Source organism: Sutterella seckii (genome assembly GCF_009183815.1).
GTDB lineage: Bacteria > Pseudomonadota > Gammaproteobacteria > Burkholderiales > Burkholderiaceae_F > Sutterella > Sutterella seckii.
In genome coordinates this window covers 1-25,970 of the sequence record NZ_WEHX01000007.1, presented here as the reverse complement: position 1 = coordinate 25,970, position 25,970 = coordinate 1, and the positions used below count along the sequence as shown (strand labels likewise).

The 25,970-nt window shown below is 61.0% G+C and carries 22 protein-coding genes; 12 read left to right on the top strand and 10 right to left on the bottom strand.

Annotated elements, in window-relative coordinates:
* Positions 1-52 precede the first annotated feature (52 nt).
* The 3 genes from glyQ (at position 53) to GBM95_RS02560 (ending at position 5,409) form a co-directional block, all read left to right on the top strand.
* On the top strand, positions 53-964 hold the full coding sequence (gene glyQ / locus GBM95_RS02575) for a glycine--tRNA ligase subunit alpha (protein WP_152157650.1): 912 nt from the start codon (positions 53-55) through the stop codon (positions 962-964).
* 26 nt (positions 965-990) lie between these two features.
* Positions 991-3,081, top strand: coding sequence for a glycine--tRNA ligase subunit beta (gene glyS / locus GBM95_RS02570; RefSeq protein WP_152157649.1), 2,091 nt, complete (start codon positions 991-993; stop codon positions 3,079-3,081).
* A 120-nt stretch (positions 3,082-3,201) separates the two neighbouring features.
* Positions 3,202-5,409, top strand: coding sequence for a YgjP-like metallopeptidase domain-containing protein (locus GBM95_RS02560; RefSeq protein WP_226963122.1), 2,208 nt, complete (start codon positions 3,202-3,204; stop codon positions 5,407-5,409).
* Here GBM95_RS02560 and rsmA read toward each other — a convergent pair whose 3' ends face one another.
* The 4 genes from rsmA to GBM95_RS02540 form a co-directional block, all read right to left on the bottom strand.
* Positions 5,410-6,213, bottom strand: coding sequence for a 16S rRNA (adenine(1518)-N(6)/adenine(1519)-N(6))-dimethyltransferase RsmA (rsmA, locus tag GBM95_RS02555; RefSeq protein ID WP_152157647.1), 804 nt, complete (start codon positions 6,211-6,213; stop codon positions 5,410-5,412).
* On the bottom strand, positions 6,194-7,165 hold the full coding sequence (gene pdxA, locus GBM95_RS02550; protein WP_152157646.1) for a 4-hydroxythreonine-4-phosphate dehydrogenase PdxA: 972 nt from the start codon (positions 7,163-7,165) through the stop codon (positions 6,194-6,196). Before pdxA ends, rsmA begins: the two co-directional genes overlap by 20 nt.
* A gap of 116 nt (positions 7,166-7,281) precedes the next feature.
* A complete protein-coding gene (locus GBM95_RS02545) occupies positions 7,282-8,718 on the bottom strand; it encodes a peptidylprolyl isomerase (protein ID WP_226963121.1) in 1,437 nt (478 codons plus the stop codon).
* Positions 8,711-11,026, bottom strand: coding sequence for an LPS-assembly protein LptD (locus tag GBM95_RS02540; protein WP_152157645.1), 2,316 nt, complete (start codon positions 11,024-11,026; stop codon positions 8,711-8,713). The genes GBM95_RS02545 and GBM95_RS02540 overlap by 8 nt, the downstream gene beginning before the upstream one ends.
* Before the next feature lie 158 nt (positions 11,027-11,184).
* Between GBM95_RS02540 and GBM95_RS02535 the strand changes: the two genes are divergently transcribed.
* From GBM95_RS02535 to GBM95_RS02495, 9 genes are all read left to right on the top strand, one after another.
* Positions 11,185-12,192 carry an aminoglycoside phosphotransferase family protein gene (locus GBM95_RS02535; RefSeq protein WP_193222545.1) on the top strand — a complete coding sequence of 336 codons (1,008 nt, stop codon included), beginning with the start codon at positions 11,185-11,187 and terminating at the stop codon, positions 12,190-12,192.
* Positions 12,193-12,198: 6 nt separating this feature from the next.
* A complete protein-coding gene (locus GBM95_RS02530) occupies positions 12,199-12,894 on the top strand; it encodes a nucleotidyltransferase family protein (RefSeq protein WP_152157643.1) in 696 nt (231 codons plus the stop codon).
* Positions 12,891-13,892: a tRNA dihydrouridine synthase DusB gene (gene dusB / locus GBM95_RS02525; RefSeq protein ID WP_226963120.1), complete on the top strand. Its 1,002-nt coding sequence runs from the start codon at positions 12,891-12,893 to the stop codon at positions 13,890-13,892. The genes GBM95_RS02530 and dusB overlap by 4 nt, the downstream gene beginning before the upstream one ends.
* Before the next feature lie 110 nt (positions 13,893-14,002).
* Complete coding sequence (locus GBM95_RS02520) at positions 14,003-14,245, top strand: helix-turn-helix domain-containing protein (RefSeq protein WP_226963126.1); 243 nt, start codon at positions 14,003-14,005, stop codon at positions 14,243-14,245.
* 2 nt (positions 14,246-14,247) lie between these two features.
* On the top strand, positions 14,248-15,801 hold the full coding sequence (purH, locus tag GBM95_RS02515) for a bifunctional phosphoribosylaminoimidazolecarboxamide formyltransferase/IMP cyclohydrolase (protein WP_152157640.1): 1,554 nt from the start codon (positions 14,248-14,250) through the stop codon (positions 15,799-15,801).
* A 197-nt stretch (positions 15,802-15,998) separates the two neighbouring features.
* A complete protein-coding gene (gene tolB / locus GBM95_RS02510; RefSeq protein ID WP_152157675.1) occupies positions 15,999-17,285 on the top strand; it encodes a Tol-Pal system beta propeller repeat protein TolB in 1,287 nt (428 codons plus the stop codon).
* A gap of 44 nt (positions 17,286-17,329) precedes the next feature.
* Complete coding sequence (gene pal / locus GBM95_RS02505; RefSeq protein ID WP_152157639.1) at positions 17,330-17,851, top strand: peptidoglycan-associated lipoprotein Pal; 522 nt, start codon at positions 17,330-17,332, stop codon at positions 17,849-17,851.
* A gap of 105 nt (positions 17,852-17,956) precedes the next feature.
* Positions 17,957-18,706 (top strand): tol-pal system protein YbgF, encoded by a 750-nt coding sequence (gene ybgF, locus GBM95_RS02500; protein WP_152157638.1) that lies wholly within the window; start codon positions 17,957-17,959, stop codon positions 18,704-18,706.
* Between the two features lie 294 nt (positions 18,707-19,000).
* Complete coding sequence (locus GBM95_RS02495) at positions 19,001-20,620, top strand: NAD-dependent malic enzyme (protein ID WP_152157637.1); 1,620 nt, start codon at positions 19,001-19,003, stop codon at positions 20,618-20,620.
* Between the two features lie 194 nt (positions 20,621-20,814).
* On the opposite strand, the gene GBM95_RS02490 is transcribed toward GBM95_RS02495, so the two are convergent.
* Genes GBM95_RS02490 through GBM95_RS02470 form a run of 6 tightly spaced genes read right to left on the bottom strand, consistent with a single transcriptional unit; the run spans position 20,815 to position 25,645 of the window.
* On the bottom strand, positions 20,815-21,801 hold the full coding sequence (locus tag GBM95_RS02490; RefSeq protein ID WP_193222544.1) for an ABC transporter substrate-binding protein: 987 nt from the start codon (positions 21,799-21,801) through the stop codon (positions 20,815-20,817).
* Between the two features lie 19 nt (positions 21,802-21,820).
* A complete protein-coding gene (locus GBM95_RS02485; protein ID WP_226963119.1) occupies positions 21,821-22,789 on the bottom strand; it encodes a siderophore ABC transporter substrate-binding protein in 969 nt (322 codons plus the stop codon).
* 50 nt (positions 22,790-22,839) lie between these two features.
* The gene (locus GBM95_RS02480) at positions 22,840-23,595 is read right to left on the bottom strand and encodes an iron ABC transporter ATP-binding protein (protein WP_152157635.1); all 756 of its coding nucleotides are present in this window, start codon (positions 23,593-23,595) and stop codon (positions 22,840-22,842) included.
* Between the two features lie 6 nt (positions 23,596-23,601).
* Positions 23,602-24,588 (bottom strand): iron chelate uptake ABC transporter family permease subunit, encoded by a 987-nt coding sequence (locus GBM95_RS02475; protein WP_152157634.1) that lies wholly within the window; start codon positions 24,586-24,588, stop codon positions 23,602-23,604.
* Complete coding sequence (locus GBM95_RS12930; RefSeq protein WP_264298066.1) at positions 24,585-24,848, bottom strand: iron chelate uptake ABC transporter family permease subunit; 264 nt, start codon at positions 24,846-24,848, stop codon at positions 24,585-24,587. Before GBM95_RS12930 ends, GBM95_RS02475 begins: the two co-directional genes overlap by 4 nt.
* Positions 24,785-25,645: an iron chelate uptake ABC transporter family permease subunit gene (locus GBM95_RS02470; protein ID WP_264298064.1), complete on the bottom strand. Its 861-nt coding sequence runs from the start codon at positions 25,643-25,645 to the stop codon at positions 24,785-24,787. The genes GBM95_RS12930 and GBM95_RS02470 overlap by 64 nt, the downstream gene beginning before the upstream one ends.
* Between the last annotated feature and the right edge of the window lie 325 nt (positions 25,646-25,970).

Here is a 25,970-nt window from a genome sequence, read left to right as displayed (position 1 = left end):
CATTTCCTTCTTATTTTTTGCGCCTCCCCCGCCGGGCGGCGCGGACACGACAATGATTACTTTTCAGGAAGTGATCCTGCGCCTGCAGGAATACTGGAATCGGCAGGGCTGCGCGCTTCTGCAGCCGATCGACATGGAAGTCGGCGCCGGCACCTCTCATACCGCCACGTTCCTGCGCGCCCTGGGGCCTGAACCCTGGCGTGCCGCCTACGTTCAGCCCTCGCGCCGTCCGAAGGACGGCCGCTACGGCGAAAATCCCAACCGCCTGCATCAGCATCATCAGTATCAGGTTGTGCTGAAGCCTGCTCCCACGAATATCGTCGACCTCTATCTCGGGTCGCTGCGCGCGCTCGGCGTCGACACCGAAGTGAACGACATCCGCTTCGTTGAGGACAACTGGGAGAACCCGACGCTCGGCGCCTGGGGTCTCGGCTGGGAAGTCTGGATGAACGGCATGGAAGTGACGCAGTTCACGTACTTCCAGCAGGTGGGCGGCCTCGAATGCAAGCCCATCACGGGCGAGATCACGTATGGTCTCGAACGCCTCACGATGTATCTGCAGAACTGCGACAACGTCTTCGACCTCGTCTTCACGACCTGGAAGGATCCGGACGGTTCCGAACGCGTTCTCACCTACGGCGACGTCTTCCACCAGAACGAAGTCGAGCAGTCGAAGTACAACTTCGAAGCGAGCGACTGCGACAAGCTCCTCAAGCAGTTCGATTATTTCGAAGGCGAAGCCAAGCGCCTCATGGACCTCAACCTCGCGCTTCCTGCCTACGAGATGGTTCTGAAGGCCGGCCACACATTCAATCTTCTTGACGCGCACGGCGCCATTTCCGTGACGGAGCGCGCCCACTACATCGCCCGCATCCGCGCCATTTCGAGAAATGTCGCGCAGAGCTACTACGATTCGCGCGAGCGCCTCGGCTTCCCGATGCTCAAAAAGCACAAAGCCCGCTGATACGGTTGATGGAGAACAAACAGAAAATGACGAATCTTCTCGTTGAACTGCAGACCGAAGAGCTCCCGCCGAAGGCGCTGAGGAAGCTCTCGGAAGCCTTCGCCGAAGGCGTTCAGAAGAGCCTTGACGAGGCCCACTTCCTCGAAGAGGGAAGCAAAACGACGGTTTACGGTGCGCCGCGCCGTCTCGCCGTCCACATCACGAACGTCCGCGCGGTGAGCCCGGATGAAACCTTCCGCCAGAAGCTCGTGCCGGTCAAGGTCGGCATCGCCGCTGACGGTTCGGCCACGCCCGCTCTTAAGAAGAAGATGGCGGCGCTCGGCATTGACTGCCCGGTTGAAAAGCTCGAGCGCGTCAATGACGGCAAGAACGAGCAGCTCGTGTACGAAGGCGTTCGCCCGGGTTCCGAACTCGCTCCCGCCCTTCAGAAGGCGCTCGACTATGCCGTGAAGCACCTCCCGATTCCGAAGGTCATGACCTATCAGCTCGCCGACGGCGAAACGACGGTCTCCTTCGTGCGTCCGGTCCGCTACCTCACGGCGCTCTACGGCGCCGACGTCGTTCCCGTCGTGCTCTTCGGCCTCAATGCCGGCCGCACGACGCGCGGCCACCGCTTCCATACGCATGAGCCCATTGAGATTGCGGATGCCGACAGCTACGAAGCCGCGATGCGCGCAGCCTTCGTCGAGCCCTGCTACGACGCCCGCCGCGAGCGCATCGAGACCGAGCTCAAGGCCCGCGCCGAGGCGCTTAATGCCACGCCCATCATGCCCGAAGACCTTCTCGAGGAAGTCTCCGCGCTCACGGAATGGCCGGTGATTTATGAGAGCCAGTTCGAAAAGGAATTCCTCCAGGTTCCGGAAGAATGCCTCATTCTCACGATGCAGCTCAACCAGAAGTATTTCGCCCTGCGCGATGCTTCCGGCAAGCTCATGAACCGGTTCCTCCTTGTTTCGCAGCTCGTTGCGAAGGATGGCGGCAAGGCCATTTCCGAAGGCAACGCCCGCGTTGTCCGCGCGCGTCTCGCCGATGCGAAGTTCTTCTACGACCAGGACCGCCTCACGACGCTTGAAAGCCGCGTCGATGGTCTGCGTCACGTGGTCTACCACAATAAGCTCGGCAGCCAGTATGAACGCATGCTCCGCGTGCGCGCCATTGCCGGCGCCATCGCCGATCTGATCGGCGCGAACCGCGCTGAGGCCGAACGTGCGGCTACCCTCGCGAAGGCTGACCTCCGCACCCTGATGGTGGGCGAATTCCCTGAGCTCCAGGGCATTATGGGCGAATACTACGCGCACCACGATAAGGAAGCCGACGACGTGGCGCTCGCGATTCGCGAGCACTATCAGCCGCGCTACGCGGGCGACGCGCTTCCCTCGACGCCCGTGAGCCTCGCTGTGGCGCTTGCCGACAAGCTCGAAACCCTCGTGGGTCTCTTCGGCATCGGTCAGCTCCCGACGGGCGAGAAGGATCCCTTCGCGCTTCGCCGTCATGCGCTCGGCGTTCTGCGCATGCTGATCGAGAAGGAACTCCATGTGAGCCTCCCCGAGATGATCGACGCCGCCTGGGCTGCTGAAAAGGAAGTGCCGGGCGTGACGGACAATCGTCCGGCGCTCGCCGAATTCTTCGCTGACCGTCTGCGCGTGATGCTGCGCGACCGCGGCGCCACGGCTCAGGAAGCGGATGCCATTCTGGCCCTCAACCTCGCGAAGCTCGCCGATATCCCGAAGCGTCTTGCCGCCGTTCAGGCCTTCATGGCTCTCCCCGAGTCAGAGGCGCTTTCGGCCGCCAACAAGCGCATCGGCAACATTCTCAAGAAGGTCGAAGGCCATGTTGAGGATGTGATCGACATCTCGAATCTGAAGGAAGATGCCGAGAAGCGCCTCTTTGAGGAGCTTTCCGCCATTGAGCCCGAAGCCGACGTGCTTTACGCCGAAGGGCGCTTCGAGGAGATGCTCGTTCTGATCGCGAAGCTCCGCGCGCCCGTCGACGCGTTCTTCGAGAGCGTGATGGTGAATGCCGAGGATCCGGCGCTGCGCGCCAACCGCCTCGCGCTTCTGAAGCGCCTCTACCTCGTGATGAACCGCGTTGCGGAAATCGCCCGCCTCGCGAAGTAATCTGCTTCAGGTCTTAACGGCATAAAGCGACAATAGGCCCGCTGCGGCATGCTGCCTCGATGACGACAGCATTGCGGCGCGGGCCTTTCGTTTGGCGCTCAATTCTGGAGATCAAGCCTTATGTCCTTCATCTATACGCTGCGCGGGTGGATTTTTTATCTGCTCCTCGCCGTTTCCATCATCGGGCTCACCATCCTGCTCCTCGTCACCTGGCCCTTCATGAGCTACGAGCGCCGCTATGAGGCGATCTGCCGCCCGTGGGCGAAGCTCGCGCTCTGGCTCCTCAGGGTCACCTGCGGGGTTGACGTGAGGGCTGAGGGCGTTGAAAACATGCCGGACACGCCTGTGGTCGTGCTCGCAAAGCACCAGTCTGCATGGGATCCCTTCTGGCTCGGCGCCTATCTGAAGCACCCGCCCTGCTTCATCTACAAGAAGTCGCTCCACTGGCTGCCTTTCTTGGGCTGGGCGCTTGCTTCCATGAACATGATGGCGATCGACCGCAGCAAGGGCCGTCAGGCTTTCGAGCAGTTCATGCGCCGGGGGCCCGAGTTTGAAAAGCGCGGCTGGTGGGTGACGCTTTTCCCTGAGGGCACGCGCGTGCCTCCGGAAGAGCACGTCCGCTGGAAGACCGGCGGCGCGCGGTTTGCCTGCGCCATGGGGCTTCCGATTCTGCCGGTCGCGCATAATGCCGGCCGCTATTGGCCCAAGAACAGCGTGGCGAAGATCCCGGGCACTGTTCAGGTGGTCGTGGGGCCCTTATTGAAACGAAGGGCCGGGATCCCCACGACGTCACGGCTCAAGTTGAAGCCTGGATCGAGGCGCACGTGCGTTAAGGAGCGATCGACGCTTCCGGAACAGATTTTTGAAGCTCAAAGGAATAATGTGAACGCAGTGCCCACGATTGCCCGGGGAACGGACGACTCGTACCTGACGGCTGAATTTGCCGGTAGGAAATATCGGATCAACGTCATTCGCAGCAAAAGGCGCAAAAAGAATTTTCTGATCCGGGCTGAATATAGATCCTGTTCCTTCAGCCTCTTCATTCCTGAGGCGTCGGATCCCTTGGTGCTCGCACGATACAAGGGCGACTGGATGCTTTCAGTGCTTGAGGAGAAGCCGTTCTGCCTGCCCGAGGGCGAAAGAGCGGCTTACTGGGCTGAAAAGGATAAGGCTGAGGCGGCAGTCAGAGATGAGCCGCCTCCGGCGCCTGCGCATCACTATTCGGACTCGTGGATAGAAAAAGGCGCGGATGATTCGCATCTGATCGCGCAAATCCCGGGATTCTGCGCGCGCATCGATATTCTCCGCAGCGCCCGGCTGAAGAGCATGTCGCACATGGAATTTGATCCGGACAAGCGCTCCTTCACGCTGAAATTGCCGCTCGGGGCGGATGCTTCCAAGGCAGCAGAGGGTTATTTGCCGTGGATGAAGAAAAGTCTCATCGTGGCGGAAATACTGTTGGGTCCGGAGAACAGTCCTAGAACCCGTGGCTCGAGATGGCTAAGCGAACTCTCAGAGGCCGCCTCTCAAGGCGGAATTCAGGCGTCCGCTGCGGAAGAAAGCAGGAATGACGGTGCAGTGGCGGATGACACCGACGACTGGCTCGGCCGCCTTCCGGGAGAGCATGTCATCGAAATCCGGGGGCGCCGGATACCGTACGTCATCAAGCCACATGGGGGGCGCCGACGCATGAGCGTCGTCATTGTCCCGGGGAGAGGCGTGGAGGTGCGCACGCCCACCTGGAATGCGAGCCGGGCCGCGGCGGAAAGGTATCTCAGAGAGATTGCGGACTGGCTGATGGCCAACCTGCCGCTCGCCAAGAAGGTTCCTCTGGAATTCAGAGATGGCGCTTTCATTCCCTATCGAGGGGAAAAGGCCGTCCTGCGGCTCGGGGCGAAGAGCAATCTGGTAGTGCCCGTCCCCGATGGATACGAGCTCTGGCTGACGCTTCCCAAGGGGAGTTCCGGGGAGGCGGTGAGGATTTCTCTCGCCGCGCTTCTCAAGGAGGCCGCCTGGCGCATCATCAACGACTGCTGGATGCGCGTGATTCCAAAGGCAAAGCGGCTTCCGAAAGGCTGGAAGCTTTCCGACGCCCGCTCGCGCTGGGGCGTCTGTTCGAGCAAGGACAACATCCGGCTCTCCTGGCGCCTGATCGCGCTTTCAGACGAGGAGATCGAATACGTGGCGGCCCATGAGCTCGCGCACCTGATGGAATTCAATCATTCGCCGGCTTTCTGGCGCGAGGTCGGGGAGATTCTCCCCGACTGGCGGGAGCGCCACGAGAGGATCGAGGCCAGAAGGATGAATGAAATGCTCGATGCGCTTTAATCAGGCGTTCTGACGGCGGGCGGCGGCGTTCGCGAGCCTCACAAAGGCTTCGACATCGAGCGTCTCCGCACGGGCGGTCGGCAGGACGCCTGCTTCAGCAAAACCCTCCTCGTCGAGAAAGTCCGCAATGGCATTCCGCATGGTCTTGCGGCGCTGCTGGAAGGCTGCGGCAACGAGCGCGCTGAAGACGTTCCAGTCGACGGGGAGGAGCTTCTCCTCAGGCTTCGGGACCATCCTCACGATCGAGGAGGTCACCTTGGGCGCAGGCGTGAAGGCTCCGGGCGGCACGTCGAAAAGCTTATGCATGACGTAGCGGTACTGGAGCATGACGGAGAGCCGCCCGTAGGTTTTGGATCCCGGAGCGGCAATCATGCGGTCGACCACTTCCTTCTGCAGCATGAAATGCTGGTCGATGATGCGGTGCGCGGCGGGAAGGAGCGCAAAAAGGAGCGGAGAGGAGATGTTGTAGGGGAGGTTCCCGAAGACTCTCAGGCGCTTTCCTTCAAGCACGGTCGACCAGTCGAGCGTGAGTGCGTCGGCTTCGATCAATTCGAGCGATCCGTCCGGAAACTGCGTGCGCAGGAACGCAGCAAGATCACGGTCGATTTCTACAGCCGTCTGGCGCTCTGCGCGCGCGATCACCTCGCGCGTGAGCGCGGCCTGGCCCGGGCCGATTTCAATGAGTTCGTCGCCGGGTTTCGGATCAATCGCGCGCGCGATGCGCTCGATCCAGTGATGATCGTGGAGAAAGTTCTGTCCGAAGCGTTTGCGGGCGCGATGCCCTTCAAGCCATTCTTGAGTCACGGTTCTTAGCGAGCGTATGAGCGAGTTCGAGGGCCGCAGTCATGCTGCGGGCGTCGGCGATGCCGCGGCCGGCGATGTCGAGCGCCGTGCCGTGGTCGACCGATGTGCGCACGTAAGGGAGGCCGAGCGTCACATTGACGCCTTCGGCGAAGCCCACGTGCTTGAGCGTCGGGAGTCCCTGGTCATGGTACATGCAGAGGACGGCATCCCACTTTTCCATTTTGCCGGGAACGAAGATCGTGTCGGCGGGAAGGGGCCCAATGATATCCGCAGAGCCGTCGCGGGCGCGCTCCAGAGCGGGACTAATTACCGTGATTTCCTCCGTCCCCATGTGGCCGTTTTCGCCGGCATGAGGGTTGAGCCCCGCGACCGCAATCGTCGGATGAGGGATGGCGTAGGAAACCTGAAGCTCGCGCTTGAGGATTGTGAGGACTTCGTCGAGAAGTTCCGGCGTGATGGCGTCGGGGACCGCCCGAAGCGGCAGATGCGTCGTCGCGAGCGCTACCTTGAGGGCGTTCCTGCGGGGCGAGGAGACGAGCATCATGACGACGCGCGAAACGCCTGCGGCTTCCGCAAAGAATTCCGTGTGGCCCGTGAAGCGGAAGCCTGCTTCAATAAGGATGCTCTTCTGAACAGGCGCCGTGACGACGGCGCCTGCTGCGCCCTCCGTACAAAGCCTGTGCGCGGCAGCAAGCGTTTCGATGACGTAGGGGGAATTTTTGAGCGAAAGCTTCCCCGGGACGGGCGCTTCCGCGAGCGGCACATGGTGAAAGGACACCTGGGCGGGAGGCTCAGGCAATCCGAGGCGGCGGGCTTCCGCGAGAAGCATGTCCCGGTCGCCGACCAGAATGACGGGGTCTGACGACTTCCAGGCCGCCTTGACGGAAACTTCCGGACCAATGCCCGCCGGTTCGCCGGTGGTGATCGCCTGAGGCTTGATGGATGAAAGCATTTCTGAAAAATTCTCAACGAAAAAAAGAAAAGAGGACGGCGCTTCAAATCCGTCCTCTTTCCGATGAGCCGCTTCTTTTAAAGAAGCGGCCGGATGCAGCTTAAAGCGCCCGAAGATCAGCGGCGAAGCGCTTCCTTCAGCTGCGGATCGCGGATTTCGACGTACGCTTCATCGCGAAGCTCGCGCTCCCAGTTGTAGTTGGCTTCGTTGAGCTTCTTCTGACGGATGGCCTGACGGGCGGCAACGCGAACGCGTTCGGGGTTGCCTTCCTTCGCCGTGCGGCGCTCAACCACCTGAATCAGATGGTAGCCGTAGGGCGTGCGGATAGGTTCGGAAACCTGACCGGGCTTGAGCTTTGCCATGGCCGCTTCAAAGTCGGGCACGGTGTCGCCGGGCTGGAGCCACCCCAGATCGCCGCCGCGGGTCGCGGTCGAGTCGACGGAATGGAGGCGCGCCATCGTGGCGAAGTCGGCTTCACCCGATTCAACGCGCGAGCGGATGTCGTTCAGGCGCCGGATGACGTCGGCTTCCGGCGTAATGTCGGAAACAAACATCAGGATGTGGCGGGCGTGGGTCTGCTCGACCGGGCCGCTGCCGAGTTTGGCCTGCACGCCGTCGCGCTTCCCGGAGACCTTGAGCACATGCCAGGCGCGCTGGGAATTGAAGACGTAATAGGTTTCGTTCGGATTCTTGCGGATCGCTTCAGCAAAGGGCGTCGGCAAGTCGGAAAGCGTCTTCCAGCCGAGCTCTCCGCCCTGCATTGCATCGTCGGCGCGCGAGAAGGACGCGGCGAGGGAAGAGAATTCCTCGCCCTTTCGAGCGCGGTCGGCGAGCGACTCAGCTGCGGCGCGGACGCTGTCGTTTTCCTCAGGCGTACCGACCGGGAGGAAGATGTGCTCGACGTGGTATTCGGTCGTATCCTCGCCCTTGAAGCCAGCCTGTTCGGAGAGGTACGCATCGATCTCGCTCTCGGAGATTTCGATCTTCTCCGTCACCTCGCGCTCGCGCAGGCGCTGCGTCGTGATTTCGTCGCGGATTTCATTGCGGAAGGCCGGGAACGTGACGCCGTCGGCAAGAAGACGCTGACGGAGCTCTTCAACCGTGAGGTTGTTCTGACGCGCAATCTGCTCGATGGAGGCGTTCACCATCTGGTCGTCCACGCGGATGCCCGTCTGGCGGGCGCGCTGCAGAATCGCGCGTTCGGAAATGAGGCGCTCGAGAACCTGCGCGCGCAGGAGCTCCATCGGAGGCAGTTGAATATTTTGGCGGCGCAGGTTGATCGCCACCGTGTGCACGCGCTGCTCGAGTTCGTGTTCGGTAATGACGTCGTTGTTGACGACGGCGATGATGCGGTCGAGTTCGCCCGCTTCAAGGGGAGCAGCCGACTGAGCGGCTTCAGCCGCGGGTGCGGGCGCAGCGGCCGGGGCCGGAGCCGTATAGACGGGGCCGCTCGGCGCCGCGCCGTCCATGATGCTCGCTGCAGAAGCGAAGCCGGAGGCAAAGGCAAGCGCCGTGGAAACGGCAATCGCGGAAAGAAGCTTGGAATTATTCATAGAAGTCGTAAGGACCGGTCGCGCCCGGAAGCGGACCCGTCGTCTGATAGCCGCGGATGTTGCGGCGCAGTTCTGAAAGCGGATTAATGCCAATGCTACCGAGGCCGTAAAGCTCGAGTTGTAAGAAGAAGTTGGATTCTTCCTCATTGGCGGCAGTCGTGTAGCGCTGAGCGGCGACGCGCAGCGTCCAGCAGTCGTGGAGGTATTCCACGCCGCCGATCATTTCGATGGGCTTCTTTCTGAGAAGCGAATAGTTGTAGCGGAAGAGGCCGTAGAGGCGCCCCGAGATCGGCCACTGCATCTGGAAGTCGATCTGCTTGATGTTGTTGTCGTCCGTGAGCTCGTTGGCCGAATAGTTGTAGCGGTAGTAGAGCCCGATCGTCGACATGCGCTTCGGCTGCCAGGTGAGCCCCGTCTTCACGTTCATCACGCGGTTGAGGGAGGACGAGTACTGCAGATTCGCCGATGCGTAGAGCGAGCGCGTGAGGCGCGCGCCGACGCTGCCCAGAAGGTCGCTTCGGACGTTGGCGTTGGGTTCCGTAATGCCCTGATAGTAGGGGTCGCGTCGCTTTTCTTCCGGAATGAAGTGCACGTCCTGGTCGGAGAAGTACTGGCGCTGGCCTACGCTCGCACGGAAAAGTTCGAGACCGCTCGCCTTGTCGATGTAGCGCGTCGAGACGACGGCGGTAAGCTGATTGGCCTGCGAGACGCGGTCGTAGCCCGAATAGAGGTTCGGCGTGAAGAGCGTGGCGAAGGAGAGGTCCGTGACGGTGGAGTCGAAGACCGGGATGTCGTCCTGATTGCGGTAGGGCGTATAGGCGTAGTAGATCCGGGGCTCGAGCGTCTGATAGGCGCTCTTTCCAAAGAAGCTCGAATCGCGTTCGAACTCAAGACCGGCATCAAAGGTCAGGGTCGGCGTGAAGCGGCTAGGCGTCTTGTTCCGGTAGTAGCCGTCGCGGCTCATGTTGTCGAGCTGGTACCAGGCGCCCATGAATTCGGCCTTCGGGATCACGAACCAGCCTGCTCCCCGGAAGGGATAGCTCACGCCCTGGCTCGCAACGACGCGGGTGCCGCCGATGCGCGAAGGATGCGAAAACTTCGTCGCGTCGACCATGGTTGTGAGTTCAAATCCGCGCCAGTCGGCGGCATAGCCGTTGAAGACCACCTGCGGGACGCGCTCGTAGGGAACGATCGTCGTCACGCCCTCGATTTCAAGGGTCTGGTTCTTCGTCACGCGCAGGGTTGAGTTCCAGTAGGTATCGGTCCAGGAGAGGCTGTAGTCCTGCGGGAGAATCGCTTCCGAGGATTCGCGGATGCTTCCCGAGAAGTCCGTGACGTAGTCGTCGTCCGAAACCCGGTTGTAGTCCGCCCGGAAGGCGAGCTTCTCGCGGTTGTACGCCGCCTGAATGCGGGTGCCCCAGCGCGAGTCGTCGTAGACGCGGTCGTCGGGGAGATAGTCGAAGTTGACCTGGGTTTCGAAGTTGTCGTACTTGAAGCGCCCCTCATTGCCGAGCATCACGCCGCGCTTCGTCATGACGCGGGGCGTGAAGGTGTAGTCGTAGTTGGGGGCGATGTTGAAGTAGTAGGGAACCGCAATGTCGACGCCGCGCGTGGAGCTCATGCCGTAGGTGGGCGTGAGGAAGCCCGAGCGCCGTTCCGTGCTGATCGGGAAGGAAAACCAGGGTGAGGCGAGGATCGGTGCGCCGAGGAAATGGAGCACGGCACCCGTGCCCGAAGCCGTTTGATCGTATTCGTCGATTTCGAGGTCGTTGAGGCTGATGAACCAGGCCTCGTCGTCCCGCTTGCAGGTTGAAATCGTCACGTCCTCAAAGTTCGTGCGGTCGCCCGAGAGGAATTTGACGTTCTTTGCGCAGCCGCGCAGATTGCGGGGCGCATATTCCCACTCGGCGTCTTCCATCGAGCCCGAGCGCGAGGTTAGGCGGAACTTCATGCTCGGGCCGGAGAAGCTAGCGCCCTCGCGGGCGATGTGCGCGTTTCCGGTTGCCGTCACTTCGTCCGTCTTCTGGCGGTAGCTGATGCGGTCGGCCGTGATCACGGCGCCGCCGCGGCGCACTTCCGCGTCGCCGATCAGATTGAGCTCGTCGTCGGGACTGCCTTCAATCCGGTTCGCGTAGACGATGCTGACGGCATCTTCGCCCGGGTTCGCCCGCGCGGGATCGAGCCGGGTAACGGATTCAAGATCAAGCCGCAGAGCGCTTGAAGCGGGAGCCGCCTGCGCAGAAAAGGAAAAAGCGGCAAGCGCGGAGGCCACGCTGAGCACGATTGCGCGGACGGGAGGCAGAGACATGAGAGACTGCAGGCCCCGGAAGAGGCCTTTAAAATGGTCGACTTTCCTGAATGCGTCCGCTTTTCTCCAGGGAGCAAAAGGGACGAATAGTGCTCGGATTTTATCAGCATCAGGATTCAGGTTTTCTTTGTTGCCAACTCATCCGCGGGAGATTATTGATGACAGAACGTGACGATGCGCTCAAGGCCTGGCTCGCCACTGAAGCAGAGACGCTCGGCTTTGATCCGGAGTCGATGGCTCCTGCAAGTTCCGATGCCGGCTTCAGGCGCTACTTCCGCGTGGCGCGTTCGGGCGGCGGCACCTACATCGTGATGGATGCGCCTCCGGAGCATGAAAACCTTCCTGCCTTCATCAAGGTTCAGAAGCTCATGAAGGAAGCAGGGCTCAACGTGCCGGAAATCCTTGCGGTGAATCTGGAATCGGGCTTCGCCGTCATTTCGGACCTCGGGCGCGAAACCTTCCTCGACGTTCTCAACGAAGAGAATGCGGCGAAGCTCATGGACGCGGCTACCACTGCGCTCGTCAAATGGCAGACGGCGACGCGCCCCGGCGTGCTTCCTCCCTACGACCGGGCGGTTCTCACGCGCGAGATGGAGCTCTTCCCCGAGTGGTACGTGAAGCGCCACTGCGGCGTTGAATGGGATGCAAAGCACCAGAAATGGTGGGAGATGAGCCGGGAAGCGATTCTGAAGGTGAATCTCGCCGACCCGGTCGTCTACGTGCACCGCGACTTCATGCCGCGCAACCTCATGATGAGCGATCCGCTCCCGGGCGTTCTCGACTTCCAGGATGCGCTCGAGGGCCCGATCACGTACGACATCGCCTCGCTCCTGCGCGACGCCTTCATCAGCTGGAACGAATCCTTCGTTCTCGACATCACGATCCGCTATTGGGAAAAGGCCAGAAAGGCGGGCCTCCCCGTCCCGATGGATTTCGGCGCCTTCTACCGCAGCGTTGAATTCATGGGGCTCCAGCGCCACCTGAAGGTGCTCGGCATCTTCGCGCGCATCAACTACCGCGACGGGAAGCCGAAGTACCTTGCGGATACGCCGCGCTTCATGAAGTATGCGCGCCAGACGGCGGGGCGCTACGTAGAGCTCTCGCCCCTCAGGCACCTCCTTGACGAACTTGCCGGCGTGCGCGAGAGTGCGGGCTACACGTTCTGACCGGAAATGCGCGCGCTCCTTTTTGCGGCCGGCGAAGGCCGGCGCATGCGGCCCCTCACGCAGATTCTGCCCAAGCCTCTCATTGAGGTCGGAGGCGTTCCGATGGCCGTGCGCCAGATTCTGGCGCTCAGAAAGGCCGGGATCACGGAAATCGTGGTGAATGCCGCGCACGGCGCCAGGATCCTCATGGCCGAACTCGGCGACGGCCGCAGTCTGGGCGTGAAGCTTCTCTGGTCGGTTGAAGGGTTCACTGCCGAAGACGCGCTTGAAACCCGTGGCGGCATCGTGCGGGCGCTTCCGCTTTTAGGAAGCGGCCCCTTCATCGCCGTCGCAGGCGACATCGTGACGGACTTTGATTACTCAGCGCTCGTGCGCCGCGCCGGGACGCTGTCGTCCGGGGGCTCACTCGCGCATCTCGTTCTGGTGCCCAATCCGGGGTTTCACGCGAAGGGCGACTTCGGTCTCGCGGACGGAAAAGTTTGCCGGACGGGAGAAAAATTCACTTTTTCGAGTCTTGCTCTTTACCATCCCGCGATGTTTGAAGGCCTTCCGGACGAGCGCGCGAAGCTTTTCCCCTGGATGAATGAATGGATCGACAGGGGGCAGGTTTCCGGAGAGCTCTATCGCGGGCGCTGGGCCAATGTCGGCACGCCCGAAGAACTTTCCCGCGCGGAAGCGCTCTTTGCCGGAGATCCCGAGTGAAAATCGGTCCCCATGAAATCGCGTCTCCGGCGCTCATGCTCGCCCCGATGGCGGGCTATTCGGATCTTCCCTTCCGGGAGCTCGCTCGTTCTTTCGGCTGCGACTATGCCGTGGCGGAAATGACGGCAAGCCGCGAGGATCTGCGCGAGCGGGAGAAAAGCCTCACCCGCTGGGTGGAAAAAGAGGAATCAGGACTCCATGTCGTACAGCTCCTCGGGGCCGACCCCGCCGTGATGGCCGAGGCTGCCCGGGCGGCGGAAGCCGACGGCGCGGACGTCGTTGACATCAATATGGGGTGCCCGGCGCGAAAGGTGCTTTCCGCGGAATGCGGGAGCGCGCTCATGCGCGACGAAAAGCTCGTTCAGGAAATTTTGTCGGCTGTCCGAGGCGCCGTGAAGATCCCGGTGACCCTCAAGATGAGGACGGGCTGGGACCGCGAACACAAGAATGCGCCGATCATCGCCCGGATGGCGGAGGACTGCGGCATCGCGGCCCTTGCCGTGCACGGGCGCACGCGGGCGGACGGGTTCCGCGGGGAAGCCGAATACGAAACCATTGCCCGCGTGAAGACGGCGGTTTCAATTCCGCTTGCCGCCAACGGCGACATTGATTCGGGAGAGAAGGCCCGGCGGGTTCTGAACCTTACCGGGGCGGACGGCCTCATGATCGGGCGCGCCGCGATAGGGCGGCCCTGGATATTTGCTGAAATCCGTGCGGCGCTTGACGGCCGGAGCTTCTCTCCGCCTGATCCGGAACAACTTCTCGAGATCATTTTGGATCACAGAAAGCGCCATTTCGACTACTATGAGGGCCCGCGGGCGATGCGCACCTTCCGCAAGCATCTTTCCCGCTATCTCCAGCCGTTCAGCGGCGCCAGAAGGGCGCTCGACGAGATCCTTCGCGAAGAGGACGCTGAGCGGCAGACCGACCTCGTGCGCGCCTTTCTCGAAGGCATTGCGCGCGAACCCGAGACTCTGCGCACTTCAGAAAACCGATGATCCCGAAGGACCTGCACGATTCCGTTGACGCTTCCGAGAGAGATGCGTCCGCAGGCGGCGACCCCGTTGAGGAAAAACTCCCCGGGGATGCAAACGATCTCGAGGAAGTCATTGTCCGCAGGCTCGACCTTTATTTCGCCCGGCTCGAAGGCCGGGACCCGCATCCCCTTTACGATCTTGTCGTGCACGCCGTGGAGCGCCCGCTGATCGACTATGCCATGTCGATGTGCGCCAACAATCAGTGCGCGGCAGCCCAGTTACTTGGCATTAACCGGAATACGCTGCGCAAGAAGCTCCAGGAACATGGAATGCTTCCTGCGCGGGGGACTTCCAGAAAATTTAAGGAAAAGTAGACATGCGCAAGCAAGCACTCCTCTCCGTTTCGGATAAGACGGGCATCGTCGAGTTCGCCCGCGGCCTCGTCGAGGCGGGATATCACATCCTGTCGACCGGCGGCACCGCGAAGCTTCTCGCCCGCGAAGGCATCGACGTTCAGGAAGTGGCCGACTACACGGGCTTCCCTGAAATGCTCGACGGCCGCGTGAAGACGCTCAACCCCAAGATTCATGCGGGCATCCTCGCCCGTCGTCCGGTGCCGGAACACATGGCTGCGCTCAAGGAGCACGGCATCGATCCGATCGACATCGTCTGCGTGAACCTCTACCCGTTCGAACAGACCGTGGCGCGTCCCGACTGCACGCTCGAGGAAGCGATTGAAAACATCGACATCGGCGGCCCGACGATGATCCGTGCTGCGGCGAAGAACTGCGAGTCCGTCGCCGTGGTGGTGGATCCTGCCGACTACGAGCTGATTCTCGACGAAATCAAGGTCCAGGGAGAAGTTTCCTCCGCCACGCGCTTCGCGCTCGCGAAGAAGGTCTTCGCGCACACTGCCCGCTACGACGGCATGATCACGAACTACCTCACGAGCCTCGACGCCGAAGCGAAGCCCCAGAAGTTCCCGGCCGTGCTCACGCGCCAGTGGGTGAAGGTTCAGGATCTCCGCTACGGCGAAAATCCCCATCAGCAGGGCGCCTTCTACCGCGAGCAGAACGTCGAGCCGGGTCTTCTCGCCGGCTACGAGCAGCTCCAGGGGAAGGAGCTTTCCTACAACAACATCGCCGACAGCGATGCGGCCTGGGAGTGCGTGCGCTCCTTCGACGCTCCTGCCTGCGTGATCATCAAGCATGCGAACCCCTGCGGCGTTGCGGTTGCGCCCACATGCGAAGAAGCCTATGCGAAGGCCTTCCTCACGGACAGCAAGTCGGCCTTCGGCGGCATCATCGCCTTCAACGGACCTGTTACCCGCGCCTGCGCCGAGAAGGTTTCCCACCAGTTCGCCGAAGTGATCATTGCGCCTGAATTCGATGAAGGCGCGCTCGAACTCTTCAGCGCCAAGAAGAACCTCCGTCTTTTGAAGATCGCCCGCGGCACGGCCCACAACGACTTCGACTTCAAGCGCGTGGGCGGCGGCCTGCTCGTTCAGACGCCCGACATCCAGCTCGCGACCGAGAAGGATCTCCGCTGCGTCACGAAGAAGGAGCCCACGCAGGCTCAGATCACGGATCTGCTCTTTGCCTGGAATGTCGCCCGCTTCGTGAAGTCCAATACCATCGTCTACGCGCGCGACGGCATGACGCTCGGCGTCGGCGCCGGCCAGATGAGCCGCGTCGACAGCGCCCGCATTGCCATGATCAAGGCTGAGGAAGGCGGTCTTTCCCTGACGGGCAGCGTTGCCGCTTCGGATGCCTTCTTCCCGTTCCGCGACGGCCTTGACGTCGTTGTGGACGCGGGCTGCACGGCCGTCATTCAGCCGGGCGGATCCATCCGCGACGAGGAAGTGATCAACGCCGCCAATGAGCGCGGCATTGCGATGGTCTTCACGGGCGAACGCCACTTCCGCCACTAATCATCGCTTGTTTCATTTGGGCGCCGCCGGCTTCATCGCAGGGCGGCGCCCGTTCGCGTATATTAGACTGACTTCATCCGCGCGGGGCTCATGGGAAAACCCGCTCGTGCCTAGACTTCATTGAAGCATGGGCGTCCGCTCTGCGCAGTCCAAAAGTAGCTTTCGGAGAAAAGTCTGTGAAAGATTTGAGCGAATCCATGCGCCTCACGCGCCGCGCGCTGATTGGCGCCGGCATGGCCGCTGGCTTTTTCGGCGCCTGTCCTGCGCTCGCGGATCTGCGCATCGAAATTACCGGAGTTGGCGCGAATCAGCTGCCGATCGCCATTCGACCCTTCCAGGGCGCTGCCGCTGCGCCGGTTGATCCGGCGGAAGTGATCGGAGCCGATCTGATGCGCTCCGGCGCATTCCGTCTTGTGGATGTCGGTCCGGCGGATCCCGCAGAGAATCTTGAGAAGCCTGAAGGCCTCGCCCGTGCGGCGCAGGCGGGCGCCACGGTCTATGTGGTGGGCTCGGTGCAGCGCATCGCGACCGGCCGCTGGGATGTGCGCTGCCTCTTCTTTGATGCCGTGAGCGGCGAACAGCTCGATTCCGTGGGCTACACCGCCGGAACGGACCTCCTTCGCATGGCGGCGCACCGCTGTGCGGACAAAATCTACACGAAGCTCACGGGCGAAGGCCCGATGTTTGCTTCCCAGCTCGCCTACGTGGCGCAGCTCGCTGAAAGGCGCTACGAACTCATCATTACCGACAGCGACGGCGGCGTGCCGAGAACGGCGCTTCAGTCGCCCGAGCCCATCATTTCGCCTTCCTGGTCGCCTGACGGCAAGAAGCTCGCCTACGTGAGCTTCGAGCACCGCAAGCCCATTGTCTACGTGCATGAGCTCGCGACGGGCGTTCGTCGTCCGGTGGCGGCCTTCCGCGGCAACAATTCGGCTCCCGCCTGGTCGCCCGACGGGCGCACGCTCGCGGTGGCCCTCTCGCGCGACGGCCTCACGCAGATTTATCTGATCGGCGTCGACGGCTCGGGCCTGCGCCGCTTCACGCAAAGCTACGGCATTGATACGGAACCCGTCTTCACGCGCGACGGCGCCTGGATCTACTTCACGAGCGACCGCGGCGGCACGCCTCAGATTTACCGGCAGCCGGTTGCGGGAGGCAATGCCGAGCGCGTTACCTTCGGTTCCAACTACGCCATCAGCCCGGATATTTCACCCGACGGCGCCCGCATGGCGTACATTTCGCGAATCGACTCGAGCTTCCGCGTTGCGGTGATGGATCTTGCCACCGGGCAGGATCTTCTCGTCACGAATACGGAGCGCGACGAGTCGCCGTCCTTCGCGCCCAACGGCCGCTTCATCGTGTATGCCACGGAAGTATCCGGACGCGGCATTCTTGGCACCTGCTCTGCCGACGCACGCCTCTCCACCCGACTTTCGGGTGAGGGCAACATCCGCGAACCTGCATGGGGCCCGATCCTGCAGTAAGCCGGATGGAAGATATTTTTATTTCAATTAAGGAGCTCAACAAAATGACTATCGCTTGGAAGGTTCTTGCCGCTGCGGCGGCAGCCGCTGCGCTGCTTTCGGGCTGCTCTTCCGTTTCGCTCGACGAGGGCGCCAAGGAAGGCACGCTTGCCGGCAATCAGGCTGCTCAGCAGCAGACGGTTCAGGACCCGTTCACGGATCCCTCGAACCCGCTTTCGCACCGCTCGGTCTACTTTGCCTTCGATTCGTATGAAGTTTCGCCCGAGTACGCTGCGATCGTTGAAGCGCACGCCAAGTGGCTTGCCGAACATCCGAACGTGAAGATCGTCATCCAGGGCAACACCGATGAACGCGGCGGCCGCGAATACAACCTCGCGCTCGGCCAGAAGCGTTCTGAAGCCGTGCGTCAGCGCATGCAGCTTCTCGGCGTCACGGGCGACCGCGTTGAGGCGGTTTCCTTCGGCAAGGAAAAGCCTGTGGCTACCGGCCACACGGAAGAGGCCTGGGCTCAGAACCGCCGTGCCGACATCGTTTATCCGGAAGGCACGGGCGCACAGACCAAGTAATGCCCGGGGGGACGCCTGAAGTCCCTCTGTCAGACATCCGGCCGGCGGCTCTCCCTCGCTTCTGCGAGGAGCGTTCGCCGGCATTTTTATTTGTGACCGACCAACATGATTCTTTCGCTCACTCCCCTTGCCCGTCGTACGGCAGCGGCCTTCCTCACGTTCACGCTTGCGGGTTCGGCCTTCGCCTTCGCGGACGACGATGCCCGCCGGGCCATTCTCGAGCTTCGCGAAACCGTGAAGCAGATGCAGTCCGACATCGATTCCGTGCGCTCGGGGCAGCTTCAGCTTGCCAACGAAATTACCTCTCTGCGGGAGCAGAACCGCCAGCTCACGGGCCGCGTTGAAGAGCTCACCAATCAGCTCGCTGTAGAAAAGAGAAATTCCCGCACGCTCTATGAATCCGTGGACAAGCGCCTCGGCGTCTTCGAACCCCAGATGGTGGTGATCGACGGACAAAGCGTTCAGGTGCAGGCCGACGAAAAGAATGCCTATGAGGCGGCGGTTCAGCTCCTCCAGGAGGGGAAGTTCCTCGATGCCGAAAAGGCCTTCAAGGAGTTCTCAACCCGCTGGGACAAGTCGCCCTATCGGCCGGACGCCATTTTCTGGTGGGGTACGAGCGCTTTTGCAGCCGAGCACTACAAGACCGCCATTTCGACCCAGAATCAGCTTCTTCGCGAATATCCGAAGAGCTCCCGCGCACCCGACGCCATGATGCTCGTGGCAAGCTCCCAAGCGGCCAGCGGCAGCATCACGGCGGCGCGTAATACATTAAACAAGATCATCCGCACTTATCCGAATACGGAAGTGGCCAAGGAAGCCGGTCAGCGGCTGAAAGACCTAGGCCAAAAGAAGTAAAGATAAGGAGGAACCCTGCCTTGAATCAGGGGTTTTCTCTAGTGCGCTGATAGAAAAATAATTCGTGAATATCCTTTTCGATAAGGGTAAATTTCAATCAGCAGAAATGCAGCGCATCCCTTTAAGGGGTATGGTTGCATCTACTCCCTCTCCGGCAACGCAGGGGCTTTTCCTTCAGAAGAGCCTTCCGCGCCGGGACGAATGAAAAGATGCCGGCTTGAGCTGATTTAAGCCGGCAATTGACCACGACTTGAGTCTGTCCGAACTACCGGACGACAAAATGGAGGTGTCCCCATGACCCAATGCTGCAAGCACACCGGCGCGGCTGTTTTCCATTGCCCGCTTACCAACAAGGGTGTTGCTTTTACGGAAAAGGAACGCGAGGAGCTCGGACTGAGCGGCCTGCTTCCGACTGCCGTCTCGACCAATGACCAGCAGGTCGAGCGCATGCATGAAATCCTTGATCGCTTTGAAAAGCCGATCGACAAGGCGCTCGTGCTCGACAGCCTCCACGCGACGGATGAGGATCTCTACTTCCGTCTCCTCACGCGCTACACCGCCGAATACATGCCGGTTGTGTACACGCCGACCGTGGGCGAATACTGCCAGCGCTTCAGCCACATCTTCCGCTATCCGCGCGGTCTCTTCATTTCCTACCAGCATGCCGGCCACGTCCGCGACGTGATTGAACGCGCGCCCAACAAGGAAGTCGACGTGATCGTCGTCACCGACGGCGAACGCATTCTCGGCATCGGCGACCAGGGCATCAACGGCATGGGCATTCCTATCGGCAAGCTCTCGCTCTACACCGCCTGCGCCGGCATTGATCCCGCCAAGACCCTCCCGGTCGTGCTCGACGTCGGCACGAACCGCGAGGAATACCTGAACGATCCGCTCTACCTCGGCCTTCGCAAGCCCCGCAGCCGCGGTCCGGAATACCGCGCGCTCGTTGATGAATTCATCACCGAAGCCCGCCGCCGCTGGCCCAATGTCCTCATTCAGTTCGAGGACTTCGGCAACCAGAACGCCTTCAAGCTTCTTGCGGACTACCAGGAAAAGATCCTCTGCTTCAACGACGACATTCAGGGCACGGCCTCCGTCGTGGTTTCGGGCCTCTACAGCGCCATGCGCATCAAGAAGGAGAAGCTCACCGATCAGATGTTCCTCTTCTTCGGTGCCGGCGAAGCGGCCTGCGGCATTGCGAACCTGATCGCCGACGCGCTCGTCTCCGAAGGCCTGTCCCGCGAGGAAGCTCTGAAGCACTGCGCGCTCTTTGACTCGAAGGGCCTCGTCACGAAGTCCCGCATGGATGAGCTCGCCGCTCACAAGAAGCCCTTTGCGCACGACTATGCGAAGTGCACGGACTTCGTCGAAGCGATCAAGATGATCAAGCCGACCGGCATCATCGGCGTCGCCGCTCAGCCGCGCACCTTCACGACAGAAGTGCTCGAAGAGATGGCCAGGCTCAACGAACGCCCGATCATCTTCGCGCTTTCGAACCCGACCTCGCGCGCCGAATGCACGGCCGAGGAAGCCTATCGCGTCACGAAGGGCAAGGCCCTCTACGCTTCCGGCTCTCCTTTCGCTCCGGTCGAATACGAAGGCAAGACCTTTGTTCCCCGCCAGGGCAACAACAGCTACGTCTTCCCGGCCCTCGGCCTCGGCGCCGTCTTCAGCCGCTCGAAGTGGATGCCTGACGGCATGTTCCTCGTCGCCGCGAAGAAGCTCGCTGAGCTCGTCACGGATGCCGACCTCGAACAGGGTTCGCTCTATCCGTCGCTCGACGACATCCGTCCGGTCTCGGTCAAGATCGGCGCGGCTGTCGCGGCTTATGCCTACGACAACGGCCTTGCCGGCAATGAACGTCCGGCGGACCTCGAGAAGGCTGTTGAAGCCTTCATGTACCGTCCGTAATGACGGCCAAGCCGGGCCTCTTCAGTGAGGAGGCTCCGGCCTGAAGCCCGAGCATCTGAGCCTTCGCTTCCGACATGCGCATCATGTCGGGCGAAGGCTTTTTTTGGGGCTCTGAAAACGTAAAAAAAAAGGAGCCGTCGGCATCTGCCGGCGGCTCGAGGAATGGGATTTGAAAAAGAAAGGGTGTACGGCTTTTAGATGCCGAGCGCCTTTTCAACGTCGCCCAGCATGCGGCTCATGCTCTCTACGCCGCCTTCGCCCAGGTACCAGGCCGGGCCCGTGAGTTCCGTGACGCGGCCGGCCTTGACGGCATCAAGCCCCTGCCAGACGACGCTTCCCCTGACGGCGTCGGCGAAGAGCTTCGGCTCCTTCGCGCCGACCGCGAGGTCCTTGTTGAGAACGAAGATGCGCGAGGGCTTGAGCGAAGCGAGTTCAGCAAAGCTCTTTTCGTTCATGGCGGCGATTTCCGCGGCGGTGGGCTTCGGAGGAGGATTGCCCTTGGGAGCGGCTTTCTTGGGAGCTTCGCCCGTGCGCGGGGGCTTCACGTTCGAGAAGCCGAGCGCATTCGTGAGGAGCGAGCACCGGCCGTTGTCCGGAAGGACGCCGATGCGGCCGCCAACCATCATGAGAATGGTGATCTTTTCGCCGGCAGCCTTCTTCGCGATGACGTCGACGCGCTTTTTCGCCGCAAGGATGGCGGCTTCAGCTTTCTTTTCCTTCCGGAAGATGCGCCCGAGGGAGCGGAGATTCCCCTCGAAGCTCTGCCAGGCGCCCGTCTGGTAGTTGGGAACGAGGCAGACGGTGGGTGCCGCCTGCCTGAATTCGTCGATGGCGCGGGCAACGCGGCCGGAAATGAAGACGAGATCCGGGTTCACGGACTTGACGGCCGGGATGTCGATGGTCTTCATGCCGCCGAGGGGCTTAGCGCCCGCAGGCGCCTTGGCCCAGGTCACGGTGCCCGGCGTCACGGAGCCGACCACGCGGTCGGAGAGGCCGAAGTAGGCGAGGTTTTCAAGAATGGAAATGTCGAGCACCGCAAGGCGCTTGGGATCGACCGGCACGGCAACGTCGCCCGTCTGCGAGGGAACGGTCACCGTTTCCGCGGCAAAAGCGGAGGAGGCAAAGCCCGGGAGCGAAAGGATTGCGCCTGCGGCAAGAAGGTTTCGGCGGGTGAAGTTCATGAGTGTTCTCTTCGAAGGGTTACTGAGCGAGGCCGAGGGCTTTTTCGACATCCTTAAACTGGATTTCGAGCGAGGTATAGCCGCCTTCGGCAAGGTACCAGGCAGCCGGAGAGAGGTAGACGATGTGTCCTTCCTTCTTCGCCTTCGTGCGGTCGACGATTTCGTTCTTCAGCACGTCCTGAGCGAGCTTGGCGCCCGGGCGGGCGATGGCGGAATCGCGGTCGAGAACGAAGAAGTAGTCGGGGTTGAGCTTGAGGAGGAGTTCGAACGAGGCTTCGTTGCCGTGGTTGGCGTTGGCGTCCTGAGCGACGTTCTTGAAGCCGAATTCATTGCTGATGATGGCGCAGCGGGCCTGGCTGCCGAGAAGATTCACGTGGCTGTTCGTGACGAGACTCACGATGGCGGTCTTCCCTTCGGAAGCCTTGCGGATTTTTTCAATGCGGCCCTCAAAGTGCGCGATGTCGGCCTTGGCTTCAGCTTCCTTTCCGAAGATCTTCGCGAGGTTCATGTGATTTTCCGCGAAGCTCTCGAAAGTGCCCTTCGTGCGGTCGATCGTCATGTAGACGACGGGAGCAATCTTGGAGAGCTCGTCGTACTTCTTCTGCAGACGGCCGGAAATGAAGATGACGTCGGGTTCGGCTGCCATGAGGCCTTCGAAGTCGATTTCCTTCAGGGTGCCGATGTTTCTCATCTTGGGAGACTTTTTGAAGTACTCGGGCAGATAGGGAAGCGCGGTGGTCTGGGTGATCGCGACGATGCGGTCCTTGGCGAGACCCCAGTGGTCGAGCGTATCGAGAACGGCGTAGTCGGCGATGGCGATCCGCTTCGGATCCTTCGGCACCGTCACCTTGACGGGCTGGTTCTTGCCGTTGAGGGAATTCACTTCGACGGTTTCGGCGCCGAAGGCGGGCGAGGCCGGAAGGAGCGCGAGCGAAACCGCAGAGAGCGCGGCGACGCCGAGGGTGCGGCGGGTGAAGAGCATGGACATGGTGGTGTGGCTTCCTCTGTTTCAGGGAGTATTTGGATGAAAAACCGGTGTCAGTGAAAGATCGCGAGCGGACGGCCGTCGATCTCGTGAATCTGGAAGTCGACGCCGTAGATGAGCTTGAGCTGCTCGGGCGTCATCACTTCGTTCACGGTTCCCCAGGCGGCGATTTTTCCGTTCTTGAAGGCGCAGATGTAGTCGGAATAGAAGGCGGCGAGATTGATTTCGTGAAGCACGAGAATCACGGTTTTTCCGAGCTCGTCGCAAAGCCGGCGCACGAGCTTCATCATCTGCGTGGCGTGGTAGATGTCGAGGTTGTTGGTGGGTTCGTCAAGGAGCACGTATTCGGTGTCCTGAGCGAGAACCATCGCGATGAAGGCGCGCTGGCGCTGGCCGCCCGACATTTCGTCGATGAAGCGTTCGGCAAAGTCCTCAAGCTCCATGTAGCTGATCGAGCGGTCGACGATCTCCCAGTCCTTTTGGCTCAGGTTCGAGCCCGAGTGCGGGAAGCGCCCGAAGGCGACGAGTTCGCGGACCGTGAGCTTCATCTGAACGTTGTTGGCCTGCGTGAGGATGGCAAGGTGCTTCGCGAGCTCCCGGCTTTCCCATTTGTCGAGGTCCTTTCCCTGGAACTCGACGGCGCCGGAGCTTCTCGCAATGAGACGCGAAATCATGCCGAGCACGGTGGATTTGCCCGCACCGTTGGGGCCGATCATGGAAATAACTTTTCCATGCGGGAGTTCAAGCGAGACGTCGTCGACGACAGTCGCATCTTCGTAGGTCTTGCGGAGATTCCTGATGGTGAGCATGGCGGGTTATTTCTGCGTGAGGATGAGGTAGAGGAAGTAGAGGCCGCCGCCGATCGTGACGAAGACGCTCACGGGAACGCTGTAGACCATGATGTGCTCGACGGCGAACTGGCCGGCGCAGAGGATGAGCATTCCGACGAAGCCGGCGCCGGCAATGAGGTAGGTGTGGCGGTAGGTGGTGAAGACCTGGCGCGCGACGTTGGCGGTGATGAGGCCGAGGAAGGAGAGCGGGCCGACGAGCGACGTGGCGACGGCGATGTAGAGCGCCACGCCCACCATGAGGCGCCTCAGGACGCGTTCGTAGTCGACGCCGAGGCTGATCGCCTGGTCGCGCCCGAGGCTGATGATGTCGAGGATTGCAATGTCCTTTCTCAGCCAGAGGGCGATGAGAACGAGGATGAGGATCCCGGGGATGATGCAGGCCATGTTGACGTTCGTGAAGCTCGCCACGAGCGTATTGAGGAGCGCATCGTATTCATTGGGATCCATGATGCGCGTGAGCGAATTCTGCATGCTCGAGAAAAATGTCGACAGAACTGTGCCGATAAGGAGCACATAGAGGACGTTGCCGCCGGTCTTTTTGAAGATCGAGTAGTAGATGAAGGTCGCGATCACGCCCATAAGGACGATGTCGACGGCAAAAGCCATCACCGGATTCGTTGCGAACTGACTCCCTGAGCCGAAGAAGAAGACGACGGCGGTGTGGATGAGCAGATAGAGCGAATTCATGCCGAGAAGGCACGGCGTTACGATGTTGTTGCGGATGATGGTCTGAAAGACGATCGCCGCAGCGGAAATCGAGAATCCGGCCGTGAGCATCACGATGAGGCGCGGCGCACGCAGCTCCATCGCGTAGCTGAAGAACTTCGGATTCACGAAGGCGAACTGGTAGAGCGCCGCGGCAATAAGCGTGAGCGCAACGAGCGCCGTCATCGCGAGCGCGAGCTTCCTGAGGCGCGGCGACGAGAAGGACGACGAAATCGAGGCAATCATCGGGCGCCTCCGTTGATCGAGCTGCAGACCGGCGTCTTCTTTTCAAAGCCGAAGAGCTTCATGAGGAGGTCCTTATTGAGCGACCGGCGGCCGAAGCGCAGGCGGTAGAAGATGAGGACGATGAAGATGAGGCTTCCGAGCGTGCCGATGATGAGTTCGATCGGCAGCTCGTAGGGCAGGATGATGAGGCGCCCGATCAGGTCGCAGCAAAGGACGAAAAGCGCGCCGAAGAGCGCCGTGTCGGCAAGCGTCGAGCGCAGGTCGTCGAGCGCAGGTCGTCGCCCTTGAAGATTGCGACGAGATTGGGAACGATGAGGCCGATGTAGGAAATGCTCCCGACGACGGTCACGATGGAAGCCGTGATCATCGCGGCGATGGAAAGCCCCGAAAAGAGAACGAAGGTGTAGTTGACGCCCAGGTTCTTCGAAAAATCGCGCCCCATGCCGACGATGTTGAACCACTTGGCGTAGATCCACGCAATGGCGATCAGAGGCACCACGAGGTAGACGAGCTCGTAGTTGCCCCGGAGCACAAGCGAAAAATGGCCGACGAGCCAGGTCGAGAGCGCCTGGGTCATGTCGAAGCGGAAGGCAAGAAAGCTCGTGATGCCGCCGATCACGTTGCCGAACATGATGCCGACCAGGGGCACCATGACCGGATCCTTCATGGGCATCCGCAGGATGAACCAGACGAAGATCCAGGTGCCGATGATTGCTGCGGCAAAGGCGAATGCGGCGCGCGACCAGATCGTGGAATCCGGCATGAAGAGGAGCGCAATGAGAATCCCGAACTGCGCGGACGAAATCGTGGCGCCGGTGGTCGGGGAAACGAATTTGTTCGCGCAGAGCTGCTGCATGATGAGGCCGGCAATGCTCATGCCGGCCCCCGTGCAGAGGATTGCAAGAAGCCTCGGCAAGCGGGAAATCAGAAGAAGCTCAAGGCTTTCGGCGTCTCCCGAAAGGAGCGACGTGAACGATACGTCCGCGGCGCCGGCGAGAAGCGACAGAAGGCCGACGAGGAGCGTAAGCGTCAGAAGAATGGCGGTTGATCTGGGCATGAAAGTGCGGAAAACGATGTCGGGTAATCCCTCGGACATGGTGCTGTTTCGACGCATTCTGCATAAATACTGTGAACGAGAATCAACAAAATTACAATTGATTACAAATAAATGGTAATTATTCTCGTTCTCCTGTTGCGGTTAAATCACATTTAAGTGCATTGATTTATAAGAAAAAATAGAAAAGCAGTTCGTGTGTCAGCCGGGTGTTGTCCGATGAAATGTAAGTTATTAACATAGGCACAAAATAGTTGACAAGCGGCTACGGTTATGTTATAATTGATAAATGAGTTATGAAGATAAAACCACCACAACCCTCGACGGC